The sequence below is a fragment of the Pedobacter frigiditerrae genome (assembly GCF_004331645.1).
Lineage (GTDB): Bacteria > Bacteroidota > Bacteroidia > Sphingobacteriales > Sphingobacteriaceae > Pedobacter > Pedobacter frigiditerrae.
Genome location: NZ_SJSK01000001.1, coordinates 1628455 through 1652560, shown reverse-complemented (window position 1 = coordinate 1652560; position 24106 = coordinate 1628455). Strand labels below are relative to the sequence as shown.

22 protein-coding genes are annotated in these 24106 nt (G+C 34.5%); 6 read left to right on the top strand and 16 right to left on the bottom strand.

The features are described 5' to 3' along the window. Positions 1 to 2: 2 nt before the first annotated feature. The 10 genes from EZ428_RS07060 to EZ428_RS07020 form a co-directional block, all read right to left on the bottom strand. Positions 3 to 569, bottom strand: a complete 567-nt coding sequence (locus EZ428_RS07060) for a hypothetical protein (RefSeq protein ID WP_131552383.1) — start codon at positions 567 to 569, stop codon at positions 3 to 5. Continuing rightward, positions 566 to 1996 (bottom strand): 23S rRNA (uracil(1939)-C(5))-methyltransferase RlmD, encoded by a 1431-nt coding sequence (gene rlmD, locus EZ428_RS07055; protein ID WP_131552382.1) that lies wholly within the window; start codon positions 1994 to 1996, stop codon positions 566 to 568. The genes EZ428_RS07060 and rlmD overlap by 4 nt, the downstream gene beginning before the upstream one ends. A gap of 145 nt (positions 1997 to 2141) precedes the next feature. After that, positions 2142 to 2252 carry a phenylalanyl-tRNA synthetase subunit alpha gene (locus EZ428_RS07050; RefSeq protein WP_131552381.1) on the bottom strand — a complete coding sequence of 37 codons (111 nt, stop codon included), beginning with the start codon at positions 2250 to 2252 and terminating at the stop codon, positions 2142 to 2144. A gap of 762 nt (positions 2253 to 3014) precedes the next feature. Then, positions 3015 to 3428 carry an NAD(P)H-dependent flavin oxidoreductase gene (locus EZ428_RS24280; protein ID WP_262711777.1) on the bottom strand — a complete coding sequence of 138 codons (414 nt, stop codon included), beginning with the start codon at positions 3426 to 3428 and terminating at the stop codon, positions 3015 to 3017. Then, positions 3388 to 4101, bottom strand: a complete 714-nt coding sequence (locus tag EZ428_RS07045) for an NAD(P)H-dependent flavin oxidoreductase (RefSeq protein ID WP_262711776.1) — start codon at positions 4099 to 4101, stop codon at positions 3388 to 3390. The genes EZ428_RS24280 and EZ428_RS07045 overlap by 41 nt, the downstream gene beginning before the upstream one ends. Before the next feature lie 11 nt (positions 4102 to 4112). Continuing rightward, positions 4113 to 4565 carry a nuclear transport factor 2 family protein gene (locus EZ428_RS07040; protein WP_131552380.1) on the bottom strand — a complete coding sequence of 151 codons (453 nt, stop codon included), beginning with the start codon at positions 4563 to 4565 and terminating at the stop codon, positions 4113 to 4115. A 1-nt stretch (position 4566) separates the two neighbouring features. Further along, the gene (locus EZ428_RS07035; RefSeq protein WP_131552379.1) at positions 4567 to 5301 is read right to left on the bottom strand and encodes an SDR family NAD(P)-dependent oxidoreductase; all 735 of its coding nucleotides are present in this window, start codon (positions 5299 to 5301) and stop codon (positions 4567 to 4569) included. Between the two features lie 4 nt (positions 5302 to 5305). Then, on the bottom strand, positions 5306 to 5524 hold the full coding sequence (locus EZ428_RS07030; RefSeq protein WP_131552378.1) for a tautomerase family protein: 219 nt from the start codon (positions 5522 to 5524) through the stop codon (positions 5306 to 5308). Positions 5525 to 5535: 11 nt separating this feature from the next. Next, positions 5536 to 6072, bottom strand: a complete 537-nt coding sequence (locus tag EZ428_RS07025; protein WP_131552377.1) for a YceI family protein — start codon at positions 6070 to 6072, stop codon at positions 5536 to 5538. Between the two features lie 101 nt (positions 6073 to 6173). Further along, on the bottom strand, positions 6174 to 6752 hold the full coding sequence (locus tag EZ428_RS07020) for a Crp/Fnr family transcriptional regulator (RefSeq protein ID WP_131552376.1): 579 nt from the start codon (positions 6750 to 6752) through the stop codon (positions 6174 to 6176). A gap of 436 nt (positions 6753 to 7188) precedes the next feature. Between EZ428_RS07020 and EZ428_RS07015 the strand changes: the two genes are divergently transcribed. From EZ428_RS07015 to EZ428_RS07005, 3 genes are all read left to right on the top strand, one after another. Then, a complete protein-coding gene (locus tag EZ428_RS07015; RefSeq protein WP_131552375.1) occupies positions 7189 to 8220 on the top strand; it encodes a helix-turn-helix domain-containing protein in 1032 nt (343 codons plus the stop codon). 89 nt (positions 8221 to 8309) lie between these two features. Further along, on the top strand, positions 8310 to 10715 hold the full coding sequence (locus EZ428_RS07010) for a serine hydrolase (RefSeq protein WP_131552374.1): 2406 nt from the start codon (positions 8310 to 8312) through the stop codon (positions 10713 to 10715). Positions 10716 to 10809: 94 nt separating this feature from the next. Further along, complete coding sequence (locus EZ428_RS07005) at positions 10810 to 11352, top strand: nuclear transport factor 2 family protein (RefSeq protein WP_205945624.1); 543 nt, start codon at positions 10810 to 10812, stop codon at positions 11350 to 11352. 463 nt (positions 11353 to 11815) lie between these two features. Here the strand turns inward: EZ428_RS07005 and EZ428_RS07000 are convergent, their stop codons facing one another. The 6 genes from EZ428_RS07000 to kbl form a co-directional block, all read right to left on the bottom strand. Beyond that, entirely contained in the window at positions 11816 to 12958 is a 1143-nt protein-coding gene (locus EZ428_RS07000) for a hypothetical protein (protein WP_131552373.1), read from the bottom strand. A 107-nt stretch (positions 12959 to 13065) separates the two neighbouring features. After that, positions 13066 to 13641, bottom strand: coding sequence for a TetR/AcrR family transcriptional regulator (locus EZ428_RS06995; protein ID WP_131552372.1), 576 nt, complete (start codon positions 13639 to 13641; stop codon positions 13066 to 13068). Then, the gene (locus EZ428_RS06990) at positions 13641 to 14054 is read right to left on the bottom strand and encodes a Rieske (2Fe-2S) protein (protein WP_131552371.1); all 414 of its coding nucleotides are present in this window, start codon (positions 14052 to 14054) and stop codon (positions 13641 to 13643) included. Before EZ428_RS06990 ends, EZ428_RS06995 begins: the two co-directional genes overlap by 1 nt. Beyond that, complete coding sequence (gene pheS, locus EZ428_RS06985; RefSeq protein ID WP_131552370.1) at positions 14054 to 15094, bottom strand: phenylalanine--tRNA ligase subunit alpha; 1041 nt, start codon at positions 15092 to 15094, stop codon at positions 14054 to 14056. The genes EZ428_RS06990 and pheS overlap by 1 nt, the downstream gene beginning before the upstream one ends. A 116-nt stretch (positions 15095 to 15210) precedes the next feature. Then, on the bottom strand, positions 15211 to 16140 hold the full coding sequence (locus EZ428_RS06980; RefSeq protein ID WP_131552369.1) for an alpha/beta hydrolase: 930 nt from the start codon (positions 16138 to 16140) through the stop codon (positions 15211 to 15213). 6 nt (positions 16141 to 16146) lie between these two features. Continuing rightward, positions 16147 to 17334 carry a glycine C-acetyltransferase gene (gene kbl / locus EZ428_RS06975; protein WP_131552368.1) on the bottom strand — a complete coding sequence of 396 codons (1188 nt, stop codon included), beginning with the start codon at positions 17332 to 17334 and terminating at the stop codon, positions 16147 to 16149. Positions 17335 to 17467: 133 nt separating this feature from the next. On the opposite strand from kbl, the gene EZ428_RS06970 reads away from it, so the two are divergent. From EZ428_RS06970 to EZ428_RS06960, 3 genes are all read left to right on the top strand, one after another. Beyond that, entirely contained in the window at positions 17468 to 19915 is a 2448-nt protein-coding gene (locus EZ428_RS06970; RefSeq protein WP_131552367.1) for a DUF5686 and carboxypeptidase regulatory-like domain-containing protein, read from the top strand. Between the two features lie 125 nt (positions 19916 to 20040). Beyond that, the gene (trhO, locus tag EZ428_RS06965; RefSeq protein WP_394343154.1) at positions 20041 to 20970 is read left to right on the top strand and encodes an oxygen-dependent tRNA uridine(34) hydroxylase TrhO; all 930 of its coding nucleotides are present in this window, start codon (positions 20041 to 20043) and stop codon (positions 20968 to 20970) included. Between the two features lie 124 nt (positions 20971 to 21094). Then, positions 21095 to 23998: a ligand-binding sensor domain-containing protein gene (locus EZ428_RS06960; RefSeq protein ID WP_131552365.1), complete on the top strand. Its 2904-nt coding sequence runs from the start codon at positions 21095 to 21097 to the stop codon at positions 23996 to 23998. The last annotated feature ends 108 nt before the right edge of the window (positions 23999 to 24106 follow it).

Sequence of the window (24106 nt, the reverse complement as noted above, 5' to 3'; positions counted from 1 at the left end):
TCTTAAAACTTAATCTCTCTTTTAAGGGTAATAAATTTATCTTCTGCCAAACTATCCGTTAATAAACCAAAACCTGTTTCAGTTTTAACCACTCTTTTTGGCAATGGATATTCATCTGAACAGAAATACATACTTCCTTTTTTTATCAATTTCCATTTATTTCCTTTTAGGGAAAATAGATTTATGCTGGCCCAACAACTGCTAAACCAATCTGGTCTCAACAACAATTCCTGAACTCCATCACCATTTAAATCTCCCGCCCAAGCTAAATCTGCTCCGATAGCATTTTTGTAAGTCAGTTTTGGAAACTTGGCATTACTAAAGAAAACGTTAATGATGTATTCCTTGCGTTTATCGCCAATGTCGTCTTTAATCAATTTATCCTTAACCACAAATGCGGTGTCTGTTGCGGCTATTAATACCGTATCTATCTCTTGCTTTGTTGTATCTACGTCGATTTTCACTTTTGGAGAATCAATCTGCACATCAGTTTTTTCTTCTGTTTTAACCTTGCCTTTGCAAGCAGCTAATACAGCGAAAGCTAAGAAATAGATCCAGATTTTGTTCATGGCCTTAGTTTTAATAAAACTACATTTTCTACATGCTGTGTGTGTGGAAACATATCAACAGGTTTAATACGCACTGCATCGTATTTTTCTTTCAATAAAGCTAAATCTCTCGCTTGCGTGGCTGCATTGCAACTTACATAAACTATTTTTTCAGCTTCCATTTCCAATAAACGTTCTACCACATCAGTATGCATTCCAGCTCTCGGCGGGTCTGTAATTACCACATCAGGTTTACCGTGTTCTGCAATAAAATGACCTGTTAAAATATCTTTCATGTCACCAGCGTAAAAAATGGTATTATTAATTCCGTTTAGTTCAGAATTAAACTTTGCATCTTCAATCGCCGTTGGCACATATTCTATACCCACAACCTGTTTAACGTTTCCTGCCACGAAATTCGCAATGGTACCTGCACCTGTATATAAATCGTAAACCAATTCGTCACCTTTAAAATCTGCAAACTCTTTGGTTATCTTATATAATTCGTAAGCTTGATCTGAATTAGTTTGATAGAATGATTTAGCACCAATTTTAAACTTTACCAGGCCGTTATCAACCTGCATTTGCTCAAAAATATGACCTCTGCCTGCATAAGTAATAACCTCTTGATCAAAAATAGTATCATTTTTCTTTTGATTTTCGATGTAAAGCAAGGCTGTAATTTCTGGGAATGAAACTTTTAAATGTTCCATTAACCCATTAATTTGTTCTTGCTCTGCATAAGCGAAAACAACCACCACCATGACTTCTCCTGTTGAAGATGTTCTGATGATTAAGTTTCTTAATGCACCTTCGTGATTACGTAAATCATAAAAACTAATATCGTTTTTTAAGGCATATTCACGAACTCTTAATCGCAAGCTATTGCTTGGTTCGGCTTGTAAATAACAATGCTCTATGTCTAGAATTTTATCAAAACGTAAGGGAACGTGAAAACCCAAGGCATTCATTTCTCTTCCTTCAGCCTCAAACTCCATATCCGTTGAATTTAACCAACGTTTATTTGAAAAAGTATATTCTAATTTATTTCTGTAATATCTATTTGTTGCCGAACCTAAAATTGGCTCCATTGCAGAGGTATCAATTTTTGCCAAACGTTGTAAGGCTGCTTCAACATTCTTTTGTTTGAAACGCAATTGCGCATCATAATCCATATGTTGCCATTTACAACCGCCGCAAGTACCAAAATGACTACAGAATGGATCTACACGATATTCTGATTTTGTCTGTACATTTTCAATGATTGCTTCTGCAAAATTCTTTTTCTTTTTTACTACACGTATATCCACCACATCACCAGGAACGGCTTTGTCAACGAAAATCACTAACTCATCGGCTTTGCCTACACCTTTTCCTTCTTCTGCAATATCAATAATGCTTAATCCCGAAATACGGATTGGCTCAGCATTTTTTCTGTTTCTACTCATTGGTGCAAAGATAGTAAAAAGAGATGTGAGTATGGAGAAGTGAGATATTAGACTATGAGTAAAAATAAATTGCTACTAAATAATAGAGCATAGACTTCCTTTCGGGCTTTGGCAACTCGTTAGTATTGAACAATTAGTTATTGGTTTATTTGCCAAAAATTTTAAGGATTAATCCAAAAGTACCTTCCAGCCAGTTAAACTTCATATCAAATTGCTCATCAACCATTACCGAAACTTCTAATATCTCTTGACTCATAATTATGATGATTAATATGCAAATATAGGCTTTTATATACCAAAAACCAAAACGGTATATGTTAATTTCCTGTTAAGTTTAATTGGAAGATTTGAAAAAAGCAGATTTAAAGCTCTTTTTAGAGGGATAATCCCGGACCAAAGGAACCCCCATGGGGCTATTTACTTCAATCTTGTTCTTCGGCTACACTAAACGAAAAAGGCACTTTCGTTACTAGTGGTTTAACCAAAATAATGTGGTGCAAATCCAGTTTACAACTAAAAAGATGTAACAACAATTAAAAGCTAAATCTACATGATTATGGAAGGCATCATAAAAGGTTAATACCAGCTTAACTATTAAGACTAAGTTCATTCGGACTTGAGACGCAGTTTGGTCGGATTCAATTGTCATAAGTCCGAACAAAGTCCGAACTAACCCCGACCAAAGTCCGTCGCAAAGGTTAACCTTTTAACACTCTTTTGCGAAGCAGATACAAAAGAGAACAAAGGAAATCGAGTGTTTTAATTGCTAGAGAGACCCAATCACTATTTATTTGTTTAAACTTATAATACGTTCAAATTGCGCACTTTATTTGACAGCTTCTTTTCTGGAAAAACAGCTATCACTTTCTGTTTGCAACAAAGTAATTGATAGTGAAATGCAATTGTTATCTCAATATTTACAATCTTGTACAAAAGCTTAACAAGCTTTATATCGTTTTAAAAATTCTTTGACAAACTTTTCTTATTGCAGATCAAGAAGCTGTAGTTAGCTTCAATATTATGCTTTCAGTTGCTTAAAGTAAGTAGTTGTTTCTTCGATTATAGAGTTCATTAAATCGCCAGCTTTTTTGTGTTTTAGTAATGGCGCAATTTGTCCACCCCAGAATAAAATCATATCCCATTTTTCTTGTTCAAAAGCGGCTTTTCTTAAATGCGACATATATTGTGTTTGTAATGGAAAGGGTAAAAAATCTTTCTCTTGATGAATTAGGTCCTTAGCAACTCGGCTAGTAATTCCTCTACCTAGCCTTCCTGTAAAAGCTCTTGATAAAGTTGTGTACCTTGCCTCATCAGAAAACAGCATTTGTTTATGCTTAGCAGTAGCATTAGATTCATCGGTAGCCAAGAAAGCCGTACCAATCTGGGCGGCATCAGCACCAAGTACTAGCGCCGCAGCAACCCCCTTTACCATTTGCAATACCGCCGGCAGCTATAATTGGAGTTTTTACCTTTTCTTTAATCAGTTGTAGCAATACAAAAGTTCCGGTAGTAGATGATTCTGCCGATGTAAGAAAAGAGGGGCGATGCCCTCCTGCCTCAAAACCTGAAGCAATTATCAAATCAACACCTGCAGATTCTAATGTAATTGCCTCATCCAGTGTGGTTGCAGCTCCAATTGTAATTATACCCAATCTATGACATTGTTCAAGAATATCTGCTGATGGCACACCAAACATAAAGCTAAACACTGGAGGTTTTTGATGAAGGATCACCTCTACCTGATTTTCAAATCGGGATTTAAATGGCGCTGGTTTTTCTGGCAATGCGATTCCCAATTCATCAAAATAAGGTTTGAATAATCTTTCTGCATTCTTAAATTCTTCATCTGATACTGTGCCATCTACAGCGTCTGTATCTGATGCCCACAAATTGAAGTTATAAGGTTTATTTGTTGACGCCTTAATTTGCTCGTCAACTTGAATAATCTCTTCTGGACTTAATGTATATGCTCCGTAGCCACCTAGCCCACCTGCATTAGATACAATTGACACTAGTTCAACCGAAGAGAGATTACCACCGAATGGACCTTGCAAAATAGGATATTGAATACCTAGTATTTTGGATGCTTTTGTTTGATACCACATGATTTTAAAATTTAGTTGGCAATATCTGTAAACATCTTATTTACAATGAACCAACGATTATCCAATTTATGAAAAGATAGCAAGTCAGTGTAATTAAAATCATACATTTTAACCTGAACCCTCGCTATGGCAATAGAATTAACTATGTTAATTGATATAATTCTTCCTTTAAATAATTTGCCAGAATCTTTTGGACTTTGACGTTGTTGTACTCCATAGAGGTACTGATCGAGTGTTTTTGCATAAGGCTCCCCCTTTACATCACCAAATAATAAAGTGCCGGGATATAAGGCCTGTTTTAATTTGTTTACATCACCCTCGTAAATTCCTTTGAAGTAATATTTTTCTAGCACCTCTGTTATTGCTATTAAATCTTGCTGATTATTTTCCATTTTCTTTGAATTTTGTGCTTTTGATAACAGCATTGCCCAAAATAGAATAGCAGTTAATAAAAGCGTTTTCATATTAATTTAAGTGATGTCCGGCTCCCATACCTCCATCTACATTAATGGTAGCACCACTAATAAAATTACTTTTGGCTACAGTATAAACCATTTCTGCAATATCTTGCACTTCTCCCACACGGTTTAACAGGTGTAGCCCTGCACTTTCATCTACCCTATCTCCGTGCATTGGTGTACGGATTGTGCCAGGTGCAATGGTATTAACCCTGATATTGTTTTTACCAAATTCTGCTGCTAACTGTAAAGTTAGCGCGTGAACTCCTCCTTTAGAAGCCATTTGCGCAGTAATATTTGCACCTCCTAGCGCATGGTTAACCAATGGCGTACCGATATTTATGATTACTCCACCTTTTTGTTTAATCATTTGAGGAATTATAGCTTGGGTAGTAAAAAATGTACCTTTCAAGTTTGTGCCTAAAAATTTGTCTAGGTAAGCTTCATCTACTTCTAAAAATGGTTTCGTCTCGAAAATACCAGCATTATTCACTAATACATCTACTGAGCCGAATTTTGCAATGGCAGTAGCTAAAAGTTGCTCCCCAGTTTTTTTCTTGCTTACATCGCCAGCAACCATCGCTAAGTTTTCTCCGCCCCCTAATTCTTGATAAACGTCTTTCAATTTCTCAGCACTTGATGAATTGATGACTACATTATCACCCTTGGTTAAAAAATCATGAGCTATTTCTTTACCTATACCAGATGAGGCACCGGTAACAATTATAGTTTGCTTTTTCATCGCCTTATTTTTTTTCTGCTGTAATACCTTTTTCTCTCAATACAGATACCTGTTCTCCGGCATGTCCCCAATCATCTAAGTCAATCTCTTGAATTACAACAGAAGTTAATTGTGGATCTTTATTTAAAACAGTTGTCATTAAATCTGTTACACCTTTAATTAAAGCTTGTTTTTGCTCCCTTGTAACTCCTTCACGAGTTACTTCTATTTTTATATATGGCATGGCTATAATTTTTAGGCTAAAATGGTTTCACTTACCTCTTTAGCGGTTAAACTTACATTTAGTTCAAAGTCATTGTAGATTAAAGTATCACCCAAATCCATAAAAAAATTACCTGAGCGAAACCTCATTTCATATTTAGTACGGTCGATGATTAGCTTACCTGTCGCTGTTAACAAATCTCCATTGGTGTTAATTTCTGCATCAAAACCAATAGCATGTGTAATACCTTTTATAGTTAGGTTACCCTCGATATGTTTACCTAAAACAGAGTTGATTTCTAGCGTAGCTTCTGGAAATTTTTGACTAGAGAAGAAATCGTCAGATGCAAGGTGACCTGCAAATTGTGCATTAGTTGTAGGATCGATTACGTCAAGTATGATGATTGATGTAGTGTCAATTATGAATTTACCACCACTCAATTGACCATCGTTTAAAATAAGTTCTCCTTCTTTGATTTCGATCGTACCATCATGTGCACCTGTTACTTTTTTACCTACCCAGTGAATTTTGCTTTGTGCATTTAGCACTTCAAATTTTTGATTTTTCATTTTCTTTATGTTTAATTACAACACAAAGTACGGCAGGATTTTTCAGGTGGGGGCGTGACCTACATCACATTTGGAGAAGTGGATGATTTATGTGATATACATCACTTTTCGGGAGCATATAATCGGCTAAGCGTTTCCCTTGAAACACCTAGATAAGCTGCTATGAGATTTTTTGGCACAATGTTATAGAGTTCTGGATACATTTTTAGGAGTTCCTCATATCTATATTTTACATTATTATTCATTAATGATAATAACCTTTTTTGGGTTGCCACATATCCCCTATTCGTTCTCCACCTAAAAAAATGTTCTACTGGATGAAGTTCTTTGCATAACTTTTCTCTATCGCCATTAGACAAACAGAGCACTTCTGCGTCAGTGATACAATCTAAATTGATAGTAGCTTTTGTATGATTATAGAGTGCATTGAAATCGGATGCCCACCACGTAGGCATGGCAAACTGCAGGATGTACATCTTCAAATCATCGTTGATGAAGAAAGATTTTAAACAACCTGAAACCACAAAGTATTCGCAGTCTACTGTATCTCCATCGCTAATGATAGCTTGCCCTTTTTTAAAACTCTGTATTTTAAAATGGGAAAAAAAATAATCAAACTGTTCATCCGTTAGCTGTATTATTTTGCCAACGTGATTTTTTAAGATTTCTTTCGCCTCCATTAGTTGTTATAATTTAAGATAGACAATATTTAAAGTTAGGATTCTTTACAAGAGAATGCAATCTCGAAAGGCTATATATTAAGATTTTGAAAAGCAGGGATAGAAGCACTTTTAAAGGAAAGTCCCGCTATCACTTCAATCTTTTTGTCCTTCGACTATGCTACCGATATAAAATCGGTACACCTCAAGGATGACAAAAGGATTTTCGTTTTATCGGGTTTAGAGAAAATAAGGTTGTGCAATTATTTGGGGTTGCATGGTTTGCTAGAATATCTATTAGGACTCGTATTAACGCAACTTTTGCAGTAAACCTTACAAAGCCATCTTAACCAAATAATATTATATGCAATAGTAGTTTTGTGAAAAATAACTACCTTCAAAAATATTTTTTAAGCTAGGCAGCATACAATGAAAAGCTATAATTAATGCATATACAATGACAGGATCAGATCAGTTTCTTTTCTTTTTTAGTGCCTTAGGTGCTTTTAATGGCCTATTGCTTTCCTTATATTTTGCTATACACGCTAAAAGGAAAGTTTTTACAAACTACTTTTTATCCTTGCTATTGCTGGTTTTAAGCATCAGAATTATCAAATCGGTATTTTTCTATTTTAACCCGCAACTAGCAAATATTTTTATACAAATTGGGTTATCTGCCTGTATACTAATTGGTCCGTTTCTTTATTTATACCTTAAATCTTACACAGCATATAAGAAATCCAATTGGATTATTCATGTGATACCTTATGTGGCAATAATATCCATTTTAGGTTTTTTATATCCATACGTTGAAAATCGTGCAGTTTGGAGCAATTGGATTGTAAAAGCCATATATGCGCAATGGTTTGTTTACATTATTTTATCTGTAAAAAGCTTAAAACGGATTGTTCAAAAAATTAAAGACAAAGAAAGTTTGCGAAAAATAGATATATGGGTATTGAGCATCTATGTAGGTGTGATCTTGATTTGGTTGGCTTATACCACATCAAATTACACCTCATACATCGTCGGCTCGCTGTCATTTACATTTATTTTATATGTAATTGTGCTGCTTTTAATTTTTAGGAATAGTGATCAGACAAGTTTTTTTCAAGAAAAAGAAAAATATAAAAATAAAGAAATTGATCAAAACACCTTAGAAATCATTGGACAAAAACTACCCATCATCATTCAAAAAGAACTCTTTCTTAATCCAAATTTCACTCTTGAAGAGGCCGCAAAAGAACTGAAGGTAACCAAACATTTATTATCTCAATATGTAAATGAAATATTAGGTAAATCTTTCTCCAACCTTGTTACAGAATATAGAGTTGAAAAAGCAAAAAAAATGCTGGAGACCGAAAAAAATTATACCATCGAAAGCTTGGGTTACGATAGTGGCTTTAGCTCCAAATCAACTTTTTTTTCTGCTTTTAAAAAAACAACAGGGCTAACTCCTGCAGAATACCAGAAATTACATTACAAATAGGTTCAAATCTATAATATCATACTCCCATTTTGCAAACTAAGCCCTCAGTGGCATAGGTGTCTCTATACATTTGCATAAAAAAAGTATTTATGTATAGAACAACATCTAAATTTTATCGTATTATGATCGTGAGCATTTTACTCAGCTCATCGTTTGCTGCTGCTTTTGCGCAAAAGAAAATCTTGTTTGTAACTTCCAATCAGGAGTTTTATGGCAACAGTAAAATTGCTGCTGCTAACCATTTTGAGGAGATTGTAATTCCTTATCATCTATTTATTAAAGCAGGGCTTTCAGTTGACTTTGTTAGCCCAAAGGGTGGCGCTATTCCAATTGGTTACATCAATTCATCTGATAGTATTCAAAAAAAACACCTTTATGATCCATTTTTCATGGACAAGTTAAAGTATACCTTAAAGCCATCAACTATCAATACAGATGATTATAGCGCAATTTTTTACACCGGTGGCGGGGCAGCTATGTTTGGTGTAGCAGAAGACCAAACTATTCAAAACATTGCAAGAGAAATATACAACAAGAATGGAGTGGTTGCGGCAATTTGTCACGGCACGGCAGGTTTAGCATATCTGAAAGATAATTCTGGAAATTCGTTGTATAGTGGTAAAAAGATAACTGGGTTTCCGAACAAGTTTGAAAACAAGGAAGCAGAATATTACAAAACATTTCCATTTGCAATAGACGAGGCTATAAAAACCAACGATGGTAATTTTGTACATTCTAATGAAGGGTGGGATAGTTTTACTGTAGTTGATGGCAGATTTGTAACTGGACAAGATCCTAGTTCTGCATCAAAAATGGCTCATCAAATTATCGCACTTATCGAAGCCAACACGCCTCAAATAAAGAAAGAAACAATCAAGAACTTAGATAAAGTTTTTTCTGAATGGGATAATGCTTCGCATAAACCAGGTGTGGCAGCAGGGTTAATAAAGGACGGTAAAGTTGTCTCTCTAAAAGGATTTGGAAGTGCAAATGTAAACCATCAATTACCCGTTACCATAGATACCAAATTTCAGATTGGTATGATGTCGAGGCAATTTACAGCCTTCGCAGTTTTACTACTAGAAGAACAGGGAAAGCTCTCTTTAGCAGATGATGTTCGTAAATATATTCCAAAGTTACCAGATTATGGACACACCATCACCATTAAGCATCTATTAAGCCAATCGAGTGGTTTGGCCGATTTTTCAGCCCTAAAAGAAATTGCAGGTTGGCGTGACAAAGATTTCTTCACACAGCAAGATGCGCTGAATCTAATTTTTCAACAAAAGAAATTGGGTCACGTACCAGGAACAAAATTTTCTCCTACTTCATCAGGGCTCATTTTATTGAGTGAAGTAATCAAACAAGTTACTGGACAAACTTTGGCAGCTTTTTCTCAGCAACATATTTTTCTTCCCCTTGGCATGAATAACACTTTTTTTTTAGACGATAATGAAACTATTATACCCCATTTAGCAGTTTCTTACCAAGTTGGTAAAGATGGATTAAAGCATAATCCTATTAACTATTCTATTACAGGGACTACCAATCTTTACACTTCGGTAGCAGATCTCAGTCGTTGGTATCTCAATTTTGAAAACCCAAAAGCAGGCAGCAAAAAATTAATTGAAAAACTGACTTCAGCCGTTACTTTAAACGATGGTAAAACCACCTATAATCCTACCGCTGGAAAATTACTATATGGGCAACAATATCAGCATGCAAAACGAGGCATTATTAAGCTATGGACTTATGGTTTAGAAGGAGGTTATGCAAGTAATATTTTCATTTTTCCAAAGCAAAACGTAACGTCATTTGTACTTGGCAACAACAACAGATACAATGGTATTCTTGCTATGGGTATGGCAACTGAAGTGCTTGGGGATATATTTCCAGAACCAGAAAATATTGATTTCGGTAAGCTTAAAACCTTAAAACTAACACGTCAACAATTAGAAGCATACAGTGGTCATTATTGGGACAATGAACGCGTAGCAGCGCTTAGGCTGTATGTAGAAAATGATACTTTACGCTACCAACCTTTAGGCGGCAATAACATAAGTTCACTTGTACCACTATCAGAAAATATTTTCCAAATGGTGGTTGATGGAGATGGTGTAATCATGGTAAAATTTCGTAAGGAAGGTGGCACTATGAAAATGATTTACACTTCTGGTGAGAGCGATGAGTATGTATACGAAGTCTACAACCCCAAAACATATACCACTACTTCATTGAATGAATCTACAGGCACCTTCTATAGCGATGCATTGAAAACAACTTATACGTTGCATCAAAATGAAAAAGGCTTATTTACAAGCAATAAAAATCAATCCTTAATTGGTTTCACTCCTATTCAAACAGACCTATTCTTAAGTAGTGCTAGGAATATTGGCAGTATTCGGATTGCTCGTAACAAACAAAAAAAGATTATAGGGTTTTATATAAATTCCGATAGAATTAAAAATTTATTTTTTGAAAAAATAAAACCTTAAGCTCTTTTTTCTACCAGATGTTTCTACCATAGAACTTCGCGTCATGATATGATATTCCTCTCTTTCAAATTGAAACCTAATCATTTATAACTATATGAATAATATATTATTCTTATTACTTGTTTTTATAAGCCTACGCTTAGAAAACAGCAATGCACAGAAAAAAAATATAATTAACCAAGTCTCCTTTTCTTCGTCAAAAGGAAATAATGAAAAAATTAAAATGCTGAACGTCAATTATAAAGACACGAGCAAAGTATCTATAAAAAGCGATTTAGCCCAAGTTACCGAAATACTTCTCGACTATATTGAAGGCACATCAAATGGGCAGCCAGAAAGGTTACGTAAAGCTTTTCATCCAGACTTCAACTTATACACGGTGTCAAATGACACTTTATGGACACGTTCTGGCAAACAATATATTGCCAACATAAAAGTTAATGAACAAACCAATAGAGTAGGTCGTATTATTTCAATTGATATTGAAAAAGATGCTGCAATGGCAAAAGTTGAAATCGCAATTCCAGGTTTTAGAATATTTACAGACTACTTTTTAATACTCAAGTATGAAGGCTTATGGAAAATTGTCCATAAAAGCTACACTTGGAGAGAATTAGCCAAAGCAGAAAAAAAATGAGGAATTTATGCTGAAATAAATTAAGTATGGCGACAGGACATTAATTTTACTCACTACATTATTAAAGCAATACAATAGCTTAATTCGAACGTCGTCATTAAAAACTAGGACGATTGTGGGTTATAGTTATAAGTATTAAAACAGCTAACCCTATTCAATTAAGGATTCATAGATTTGGTATATTTATCAAGACCTTATTATTAGAATTTTGAAAAGCAGGGCTAGAGGCAATTTAAAGGAAGTCCCGCTATCACTTCAATCTTTTACCACTAAATCCCTAAAGGACTTTGTAAAAGGATTTTCGTTAAATCGGATTTAGAAATTGGGATGGTACAATTATTTGGTGTTGCATAGTTTGCTAAAACATTTATTCTTATCCGCCTTTGGAACAATTAACAGGCAATAAAATCGCTTTGCTTAATCATCCTCGTTTGTAACGAGGATGATTGGGAAAGCTTAAAAATTAATACTTAGCTAAAAGCCCTTTTATATATATTGGAAATTCTTCTTTTCCAATACCATTAATTCTTTTTAAAGTTGCAAAGTAATCTTCTTGAGGTTCTGGAGTAAATAATTTCTTAATACCATCTACACCGAACCTTTCTTCAATGTCTCTACAAACTAAACCACTTAATATATAGGTAATTGGCACTCCTCCTTCTATTCTAACTTTGAAATTTGTGGCAAGTTCACAGATGTCTGATGTCTTATTGCTATTAATATAATTTTTAGCAAAAACTGATAAACCATCTAGATTTACCCCGCCAGAGCCACCAATGTAAGTAGCATAACCTTCATCAACTTCCCTTGTCTTATGTTCAAATAAAGTTGAGGTATAAAAATGAACTGTTTCGTGTTCATATAGTTCAGAATTATTTCCTGCAAGTAAAGTATTGGCCCATGGATAAGCCAACCCACCAGACAAGGAAAAATACATATTTTCTATGTAATCAAATCCTAGCATTTTAAATAATTGCTCAGGGTCATCACATTTGTAATAAGTAATTTTTAAAGGTTCAACATTAAATTTCTTAGCAAAAGATGTATTAAAATCATTCATTTTCTTTGCCTTTTTATCGTCCAACTTATTAGGATAAATATATTTAATGTTACCAACTTGTTTTACATTATATAGCCTTGTATTATAATCAATTGTATTGTAAAATAGATACTTATCACCAATCTTCCTTGCTTCAAATGAGGCAATTAAATTCAATTCTGGAATATTTGAATCACTCTTGCTTACCGCCATATAGGCAAGCTTCATGATATACTTTTGCCCGCCAATTGGCATTACCGTCAATAATGTTGGTGTAAAAAAATTCTTGCCATTTGGCTTTTTAGCTTCTGCATTACTTAACCAATAAAAAGGTTCAACGCTCTCTTTTAAATAAGTAGAATCTATATATGGATTGGGGTTAGCTACATCATTTCTAGCTTTTAAAAATCCTTTTAAAGAATTAGTAAGCTCTACTCTAACACTTGTATCTGGAATTAAATAAAAAGCTGGCTTGCTAATGATTAAAGTTGAATCTGATTTTTGACCATACCCCTTGCAGACAAATACAATGTGAATTACAATTACAAAAATTAATGCTTGCTTCATAGGCAAACAAGATAAGTAAAAAGATAGCTAATAATAAAGTGCTTTTCAGCCAGATGCTGAAATAATCCCGATAATTATCGGGACAGCATGACGAAAGGTTGTTAAACTTACAAAGCTGCCTTAACCAAATAAGGCAATAGCTCTTTTTGGAAGGTGACAAAGTTCTTGCGTACATCAGCATCGCTTACGGAGGTAAAAGCAAATGAGAATACGATGCTCTTACTTGCTTTTAATAAAAACGCCAATCCGCCACGGCGAGCTGGGTTCTTTTTAAAGTGATCAAGTTCTAAGTATGCAGATAATAAAAGGGCTTCCAATTGGTCTGAAAGATGTTTTAGAAACTCCTGCGAGTTGGCATTTTCACGAACAAAATCCCACCCAATAAATTCATTACAAACTGTATAAGATAAACGGCAGGTTTTCATCACCAGAGCTTTTAAATGTTCTTCTTCGTTGGCAAAGGTTACTTTATTGCTGATGATCTCGTGAAGATTTACATCTAGGTAATCCATTAAGATAGCATCTAACACTTGTTCTTTGCTATCAAAATATTTGTAAATGGTTGCCTTTGCTATTCTAGCTTTTTTGGCAATTTCATTTACGCTGGTTTTATGGTAACCATATTTTCTAAAAAGCTCTTTAGCGGCCCTTAAAATACTTTCTTTTATTTTTTCTGGCTCCATTAATTAGTTACCTGTAAAGTATTACCAGCAATGGTAACACCATATTGTTTTAGGGATGTTTTTGCCGGGGCTTTAACGGGGCTGCCATCGTACATGGAATATTTAGCGCCAGAAACTTGATCTGTTGCTGTTAGATTAGGGTCATCAACCACTACTGCATTTTTCTGTTCTGGATTAACTGTACTGCAGCGATCGTATGCAACATAGGCATTATCCGCCCTGCGATAAATAATGATACCTGCTACACCATAACCTGTTAAAGTTACCGCCCCACCTGCTGTACTTAACCTACTTAACCTTGGGTCGGTTAGGGGTGCGCTAAAGTTTACGGGCAAATCGGGAATTAAGGTTTCTTCCTTTGCACAAGATGTGAAAAGCAAAATAACCAAAACTAATCCGATATACTTTCTCATTAGATAATTGCAGATTTATATTGTTTTAAGAAACGCACATCATTTTCAGAAAAAAGACGTAGATCTTTAATTACATATTTTAAGTTAGCAATACGTTCAATTCCCATTCCGAATGCAAAACCACTGTATTTTTTACTATCGATACCACAGTTTTCTAAAACGTTAGGATCTACCATTCCGCAGCCTAAAATTTCTACCCAACCACTGTGTTTACACATTTGGCAACCATCGCCTTTACAAATTGTACAAGAGATATCCATCTCAGCACTTGGCTCTGTAAAAGGAAAATATGATGGGCGGAAACGAACTTTTGTCCCTTCACCGTACAATTCTTGAACAAAATAAAATAAGGTTTGCTTTAAATCTGCAAATGAAACGTTTTCATCTACATACAAACCTTCTACTTGATGGAAAAAACAGTGCGCTCTTGCAGAAATTGCTTCGTTACGGTAAACACGACCAGGCATTAAGGCTCTAAATGGGGGCTGACCTGCTTCCATCATGCGCACTTGTACAGATGATGTATGTGTCCGCAAAGCGATGTCTCCTTTTTCTCCTCCTTTTTTGATGAAGAAAGTATCTTGCATATCTCTTGCAGGGTGTTCTTCGGGGAAGTTCAAAGCAGAAAAGTTATGCCAATCATCTTCGATTTCTGGACCTTCAGCTACACTAAAACCAAGTTTATTGAATATCTCGATGATTTCTCTTCTTACTAAAGCCAAAGGGTGACGAGCGCCAACTTCAAAACCTTCGCCTGGAAGTGTCATATCCAGTTGTGAGTTTTCAGTTTTCAGCTTAGAACTTGCAGTAGTTTCATTTAAAGCTTGATATTTAGCTTCTGCTAATTGCTTAAATTCATTTAATACTTTACCAAGCGTTCTCTTCTCTTCTGGAGAAACTGCCTTAAATTCGTCAAAAACATCTTTGATTATACCTTTAGTTCCCAAAAAGCGGATACGGAATTGTTCCAGCTCATCTGCACTTGTAGTGTCAAATGCATTGATCTCTGCGGTATACTGTGTGATCTGGTCTTGTAACATCTGCCAAATATACAGCAATTTATAGAATAATTTTATATGCAGCCAGTTCAAATATTAACTTGAAACGCATTTATTACAAGAAAATGAACTAAGAACTAAAAATTTATGCTAAAGCCCTAGTATAAGTTTTCGTTGAAGAAACTAACCGATTTATCTAACACCTCTTGCATGTGGATGGATTTACTAAATGCATGATCTGCGCCTTTAACATAATAAAGTTCATTAGGCACCTTAAGTACATGTAATCTATCTGTGAATTTATCATAAATGGCTTTATCTTGCAATGGCAGTCCTTCTACGATGTTATTTTGAGGAAAAACATTCAAAGTTGGCACTCTTTTATTCTCGTTAGCAAAATAAAGTGGACTGATCTCTTTATATGCTGTTTCATTTGCTAATGAAATTTCAAAACCAGTAAAGCGATACCCCCCCTCAACAATGTAGGAAGGAAAAACTTGCCAACCAGAAAAATTAGTGAAAACTAAATCTAAGGCACCTGCCAAATTTGAAACTGCTTTTACCTTATTGGCATTTTTATCTCCGTAAGCATATAATAACCCCAAAGTACCTCCTGCACTATGACCAGCAATAGAAAGTCTACTCCCACTTATTACCCATTGCTTTGCATGTGCAATTGCAAAATCTACTGCCGCACTCACATCGGCAACCTGATCTTTTAATTTTACAGCGCTCTCTTTGTGTACAGGGTTTGGCAGATTATAAACTCCAGTAGCATCTACTAATCTATAGTTCACATTTAAAACAGCGAAGCCACTTGAAGCGAGGTATTTAGCTGCATTTGTATACTGTGATTTATCACCACCAATAAAACTTCCACCATGTATTAAAATTATGGTTGCCATGTTAGAAGTTCTATTTGGCGGCAAGTACACATCCATTACTTGTTTTGGATCTGTACCATAAGAAAGGTCTAAAATTATTTCGGCTTCTGTTTTAGTTTGATAAGATACCTCTTCTGCTTTGTCACATGCAAAAAGCATTAACACCATAAAACCTAAACCAATAACTTTCGAGATGCCTTTCATAAAAACTTATATTACACCTAATTCTTTACCCACTTTTGTAAAAGCTGCAATTGCCTTATCTAAATGATGTTGTTCATGTGCAGCAGAAAGCTGAACTCTAATTCTTGCTTTTCCTTGTCCAACTACTGGATAGAAAAACCCAACAACATAAATTCCTTCATCAAGCATTTTAGCCGCAAAAGTTTGTGCAATCTTAGCATCGTACAACATTACCGGAACTATTGGATGAAAGCCTGGTTTAATATCGAAACCAGCGGCTGTCATTTTTTCACGGAAATATTTTGTGTTATTTTCTAATTTATCTCGTAAACTAGTTGTTTCGCTTAACATATCTAAAACTGCAACAGAAGCACCTGCAATAGCTGGAGCCAAAGTATTAGAAAATAAATATGGGCGAGAACGTTGACGTAACATATCGATAATTTCTTTTTTACCAGATGTAAATCCACCAGATGCGCCACCCAAAGCTTTACCTAATGTCCCAGTAATGATGTCTATCCTGTCCATTACGTTAAAATGCTCATGTGTACCACGACCAGTTTTACCAACAAATCCAGTACAATGAGATTCATCAATCATAATTAAGGCTTCATATTTATCAGCCAAATCAGCTATTTGATCTAAAGGTGCAACTGAACCATCCATAGAAAAAGCACCATCAGTAACAATTATTCTGTGACGACAATCTTTAGCTGCAATTAACTGAGCCTCTAGATCAGCCATATCAGCATTTTTATAACGGAAACGCTGCGCTTTACAAAGTCTAACGCCATCAATAATTGAAGCGTGATTTAATTCATCAGAGATAATTGCATCTTCAGCACCAAACAAAGGTTCAAAAACACCACCATTTGCATCAAAAGCGGCAGCATATAAAATGGTGTCTTCAGTACCTAAAAATTCAGAAATTTTTGCTTCTAGTTCTTTGTGGATATTTTGTGTTCCGCAGATAAAACGAACAGAAGACATACCATAACCATAATCGTCTATTGCTTTTTTAGCGGCTTCGATTACTTTTGGGTGAGACGACAGGCCTAAATAGTTATTTGCACAAAAATTGATTACTTCTGCCCCAGAGCTTACTTTAATATCTGCTCCTTGTGGTGTTGTAATAATTCTTTCACGCTTATATAAACCAGCATTTTCTATTTCTTGAAGTTCTTTTTGCAGAACAGGTTGAAGGGTTTTGTACATATTTATTTAATTTTTGATGCAACCATTTGCTTATTAAATTGCTCTACAAATATATTAGTAGTTAACAAACTTTAACACATTTATTGTGTTAACTACTATAACTTAGAACGATATTTACAGCTTTAACATACTTATGAAGAAAATATGCCTCTCGCTAATTGTTATTTTAGCAGTTATAAATACATCGTTCGGCCAATTTCAAATTACTGGAAAAGTTACTGACAATACTGGAGAAGTAATCCCATTTGCATCTGTATTTATAAAAAATACCGCAAAAGGGGCATCTTGTAATATTGATGGCGTTTATAAATTGACGCTTGACAAGGGCAATCACACTTTAATTTACAAGGCAATTGGCTTTAAAGCTTTGGAAAAAGCTATAACAGTTACAAAGGACATGACTGTTAACCAAACTTTAGCACCAGAAAGCTATACCTTAAAAGATGTTGTAATTAAAGCAAATGCCGAAGACCCAGCTTTTGAAATTATAAGGCAGGCCATTAAAAATAGAAAGAGATATTTAAATGAAGTAGAATCGTACAAGGCTGATGTATATATTAAAGGATTGCAAAAATTAGTTGGCGCGCCAAAAAAATTCTTTGGCAGAGATGTTCAAAAGACTTTAGATTTAGACACCAACAGGAAAGGAATTGTATACCTCTCAGAATCTCAATCTATTTTTAGCTTTAAACGTCCCGATAAAGTTAAAGAGGAAATGGTTTCTTCTAAGATTTCTGGGAATAACAATGGCTTTAGCTTTAATAAAGCATCTGATATGTTAATTAACTTCTATGAGAATCTTTTGCTAGAAGGCTCTGGTCTAAGCTCAAGAAGTTTCGTCTCTCCCATTTCAGACAATGCCATGTTTTATTATAAATACAAACTTTTAGGCACCACTGAAGAAAGTGGTGTTATCATTAATAAAATTGAAGTCATCCCCCGTCGTAAAAACGACCCTGTTTTTAGAGGAACAATTTACATTGCTGATGATACCTGGAGAATCATGGGAACTAACCTTTACCTTACAGAAGATGCAGGAATCAATTTTGTAGATACCTTAAATATTGGACAACAGTTTGTTAAGCTAGAAAAGGTTTATATGCCAGCGACTACAAAATTTGAATTTAATGGAAAAGCATTAGGATTTAAGTTTGAAGGCTATTTCGTTGGAATCTTTAGCAATTATACCTTCCCAGATTTTCCAAAAAACTATTTTACTTCAGAAATTTTAAAAATCACTAAATCAGTTAATAAGAAAGATTCATTGTACTGGATGAACAATAGGCCAATTCCACTAACTGACGAGGAAAGGTTTGATTATAAAAAGAAGGATAGTATCGCCTTGCGCAAAACAACTAAGCATTATCTAGATTCAACAGAACGAGAAAGTAATGAATTTGGGCTAGGTAAGTTATTTCTGTCTGGATATAGGTACAATAAACGATATGAAAAAAGGACTATTTCTTTCGATCCATTAATAAGGTCCGTATTTTTTAACACAGTTGAAGGATTTGCGGCGAAATATGGCGTAACATATACCCAAAGGCTCGAAGATAGGAAGTTCTACTCCATTAGACCAGAGGTGAGGTACGGTTTCTCAAATCATATTTTTACAGGGAATATAAGTGGAACCTATTATTACGACCCACTAAAACGAGCAAGCATTAGCGGCAGCTTTGGTTCCGACATTGCAGATTTAAATAGGTATGGCTCTATGACTCTACTTTCAAATACAATAAATTCATTATTATTTGAAAGAAATCTATCGAAATTTTACAGGAAGGAATTTGCGAACATAAACACGACTAGAGAACTAGCAGATGGTTTGCAAGCAGCTGTTTCAATTGACTATGCTCAAAATAGGACTTTGCAAAACACCAGTGACTACAAAGTTAGAAATGTTAAGGATGAAGAATATACTTCGAACAACCCTTTTAGTCCAACAATAGAAACACCTTTATTTCCAACTTATCAATCCTTTAGTATATCAGCAAGTTTAAATTATACTATCGGGCAGAAATACATTACTAGACCTGATGCTAAAATTTACGAGGAATCTAAGTTTCCACGCTTTAATTTAGGCTATAGAAAAGGTTTTAAAGGAATACTTAACAGTGATGTTGATTATGATTTATTAAGTTTTGAAATTTATCAAGAACATGTTAGAATGGGTTTAGTTGGCTATTCGTCAATAGTAGTTGGAGCAGGTAAGTTTTTAAACAACAATGCCGTATTTTATCCAGACAGCAAACACTTTAGAGGAAACAATTCAACTATCTTCCCTTCAAACTTAAGGAAGTTTAGGTATTTAGATTTTTATCAATATAGCACTAGTAAGCAATATATTGAGGCTCATTTTGAACATAACTTTGCTGGCTTTATTGTCAATAAAATTCCGCTTTTGAGAAAACTTAAATTGGAAGAAATTGTAGGCTTTAATTATTTAACCGAACCTGGAAAGAAAAACTATAAAGAATTTTATTTCGGAGTTGAAAGATTTGGTTTTGGTGTAAGTTATGGCTATTCATACAATGGAAACTATAAAGTAGACCAAGGATTTAGAATTGCATTTGGATTTTAACCCTCTTCCCCAAAAGGGAGGGAGATGCAATAGTTTAACCTTCCACCTCTCAACCTTTTATGCTTCACCCTTTTTTACTATCTTTGTAGCGCATTAAACGCTGTTTGCAACAGTATCAATGAATTATGACATACAATACCTTACTTTATTATTGCTATTCTCCAATAGCAAATGCAGAACAATTTGCTGCAGATCATTTAATTTTTTGTAAATCCTTAGGATTAGTTGGCCGTATCATTGTAGCTGAAGAAGGCTTAAATGGAACAGTTTCTGGTACAAAGGAAGCTTGTGAAACTTATATGGCTCATATAAAAGCTGATGAACGTTTTGCTAAAACAGATTTTAAAATAGATGAGGTTGCAGAGCCTTCTTTCATTAAAATGCATTGTCGCTATAAAGCGGAAATTGTGCATTCTGGCTTAAGAGATACGAGTATCATCAATCCGAATGAAAAAACTGGAAAATATTTAGAGCCTACTGAGTTTAGTGAGATGTTAGATAGAGATGATGTTGTTGTGTTAGATGTTAGGTCTAATTATGAGCATAATCTTGGCAAGTTCAAAAACGCCGTTACTTTAGATATCGAAAACTTCCGCGATTTCCCTGACCAGATTGAGGCTTTAGCAAAATATAAAGACAAAAAAGTGATGACTTATTGTACTGGAGGCATTAAGTGCGAAAAAGCATCAGCTTTGCTTCTACACCATGGCTTTACTGATGTTTACCAATTACATGGGGGCATTATTAAATATGGCAAAGAAGCAGGCGGAAAAGATTTTGAAGGTAAATGTTATGTTTTCGATAACAGAATTGCAGTTGATGTAAATTCGGTAAATCCTACTATTGTTTCTGTTTGTTATAATTGTGGCAAAACCACACCAAAAATGATTAATTGCGCCAATCCAGAGTGTAATGAGCACATTACACAGTGTGATGAGTGTGGGGATAGTTTACAAGGTTGCTGCTCAGTTTCATGTACCACTCACCCACGTAAACGTCCTTATGATGGCACGGGTTATTATGTAAAAGTTCCTCAACCTGTAGCAAGCAAATAATTCGTTTGGTTAGTTATAAAATATTATTAGACTTTTTCCCTTTTATTAAGAAATAGAAATTATTGCTCATTATCCCTATTAATTAATTATTTTGTAAAAATATTTGACTAACAGTTCTTCTGTAATGACCAATAATTTGTTTAAGTACTTTACCGTATACCTTACATTTTTGCTTTTGCCAACTGGGACATTTGCAAATGATATACAAAGTATAGGAGTCCCTTACGTTCAAAACTACCCTAAATCCTCATACTTATCCGGCAATCAGAATTGGTCTATAGCAAAAGATAAAAATGGCATCATGTATTTTGGCAATGCCGAAGGGCTATTAACCTTTGATGGCAAATATTGGCAACAATATAAAATGCCAAACCATCAAATTGTTCGTGCTGTTGCCACAGCCGCAGATGGAACCATTTACACAGGCAGTTTTGGCGAGTTTGGTTTTTGGAACTATCAGAACAAACGTTTAACCTATAATTCTTTGATTAAACTGATTCCCAAACCTCATCAAATAACCAATGAGATTTGGAAAATATACATAGATGGCAAGAGAATAATCTTTCAATCTTTTTCTACTATCTATATTTATGAAAACAAGAAAATTAATGTTGTAAAACCCCCGTCTTCATTTTTATTTCTGCATCAAGTTGGAAAGAGATTATTTGCAGAAGTATTAGGAAAAGGCCTATTTGAGTTACAAGGAAATTCATTAAAATTATTAAATGGAAGTGAGCAATTAGGCAATACGGGTATACTATCTATCCTTCCCTATAAGGATAACAGTTTTATTATTGGCACTAGCAAAAACGGACTATTTATTTATAATGGAACAACGTTTACACCGCTAATAAGCCAAGCAAATAATTTTCTTAAAACATATCAACTTAATAACGGGGCAAAAATTTTAAATAAGTACTATGCTTATGGAACAATTTTAAATGGCTTAATTATTATTGATGAAGATGGAAAAGTGGTGCAGCGTATCAATAAGTCAAGTGGCTTACAAAACAACACCATTTTAAGCCTTTATGCAGATAATGAACAAAATCTTTGGGCAGGTTTAGATAACGGGATAGATAGAGTTGAACTTAACTCACCGCTATATTTCTACTTTGATAAAGCCGGGCAATTTGGAACTGTATACTCTAGTTTAATAGTGAAAAACAAAATCTACTTAGGCACAAATCAAGGTTTATTTAGTAGCCCTTGGTTACCAGATAATGGAAATCTATTTAACTCTTTCGATTTTAAGTTAATTCCAAATTCTCAAGGACAAGTTTGGGATTTAAGTCAAATAGACAATCAATTAATTTGTGGGCATAACGATGGTACTTTCAATATTGTTGGAGATCGAATGGAGAAAATATCTACGGTTAGTGGTGGTTGGATGATAAAGAAATTAAACTCAAATCCTAATTATTTAATTCAGGGCACTTATACAGGTTTAGTCATTTTTGCTAAAGATGGTGCTGGAAATTGGAAATTTAGCCATAAGGTTGCGGGTTTTGGAGAACCTTCTAGGTATGTAGAACAAGATGCGAAGGGGGATATTTGGATAAGCCATGCTTATAAAGGTTTATACAAGCTTACGCTAAGCGCTGATTTAAAAAAGGCTACCAACATTAAGTATTTTGATGAGAAAAATGGTTTGCCTAGTAATTTCAACATCAACATGTTTAACCTAGAGAATAAAATAATTTTTTCTTCTGATGTGGGCTTTTTAGTTTATGATGAGATCAGTAATCATTTTAGCAAGTACGAAGCATTAAATAGCAAGTTAGGGAGCTTTTCATCTTCAAATAAAATCATTCCTGCTGGCTTAAGGAAATATTGGTTTATAGATCATGGCAAAATGAGCTTGGTTAATCTAAAAGAGCCAGGTAAAATCGTTATAGATTCAAGTAGGTTTAGTATTCTGGATGGAAGAATGGTTCAGTATTACGAAAACATTAGCCAAATTAGCAATAAAATTTATTTAATAAGTGTTGATGATGGTTTTGTAATCTATAACACTACAAACACTGAAAAAACTCCAGAAAGGCTTAAACTGCCTTCTGTATTAATTAGGAAAATTGAAGACATTACTGATAAGTATTCAATACTCACGGAAAATGGAAATAATGATGAGAGTATAGAAATCCCATTTAGCAGGAATAATATTCGAATTTCATTTTCACTGCCTTATTACCGACAAGCTAAAACTAAGTTTCAATATTATTTAGAAGGATATTCTAAACAATGGTCTGACTGGAGCTATGCTACGCAGAAAGATTTCACAAACCTAACTAGAGGAAGCTATAAATTTAAAGTAAGAGCTAAAATTAGCGAATCGGTGATTAGTGAAATCACTGTCTTCAAATTTAGCGTTGCACCACCATGGTATGGCAGTAATTGGGCCGTTGCCTTTTATTTAATAGCCATTGTTATTGCATTAATTACTGGAAAAAAAATTTATGAAGCTAAGTTAAATCGCGACCAGCAATTAATTAAGGAAAAACTTCAACAAGAAAAAGAAGCTTACTTAAAAAAAGAAGCCGAGAATACTGAAAAACAAATCATCAAATTACAAACAGAAAAATTGCAGGCGGAACTGGCCAGTAAAAATAGAGAGCTTGCCAATTCGGCAATGAGCTTGGTTTATAAAAATGAGTTACTTCAAAAGTTAAGTGAAGAGATGACCAAGTTAAAAGATGAAAATGGCAAAAAACTTTCTGAAGATCAATTACGCAAAATTCAAAAAGTTATTGACGATGGAATGAATGACGAACGTGATTGGAACTTATTTGAAAGCAGTTTTAATGAAGCTCATGAAAGCTTCTTTAAAAAGCTAAAAGCCAACCATCCAGACCTAGTTCCAAACGACCTAAAACTATGTGCTTACTTACACATGAATATGAGCAGCAAAGAAATGGCTTCGCTCCTAAATATATCACTGAGAGGCGTAGAAATACGCCGGTATCGTTTGCGTAAAAAATTAGAAGTTCCGCATGATAAAAACCTAACTGAGTTTTTAATGGAGCTTTAGCACTACATCATTACCTCTCATGTTTACATTTTCTTTACATCAATATGCCAACTCTAATTTTATCTTGTAGTAGCTATAATATTCTTGTTAAGGCATTAAAAACATCCT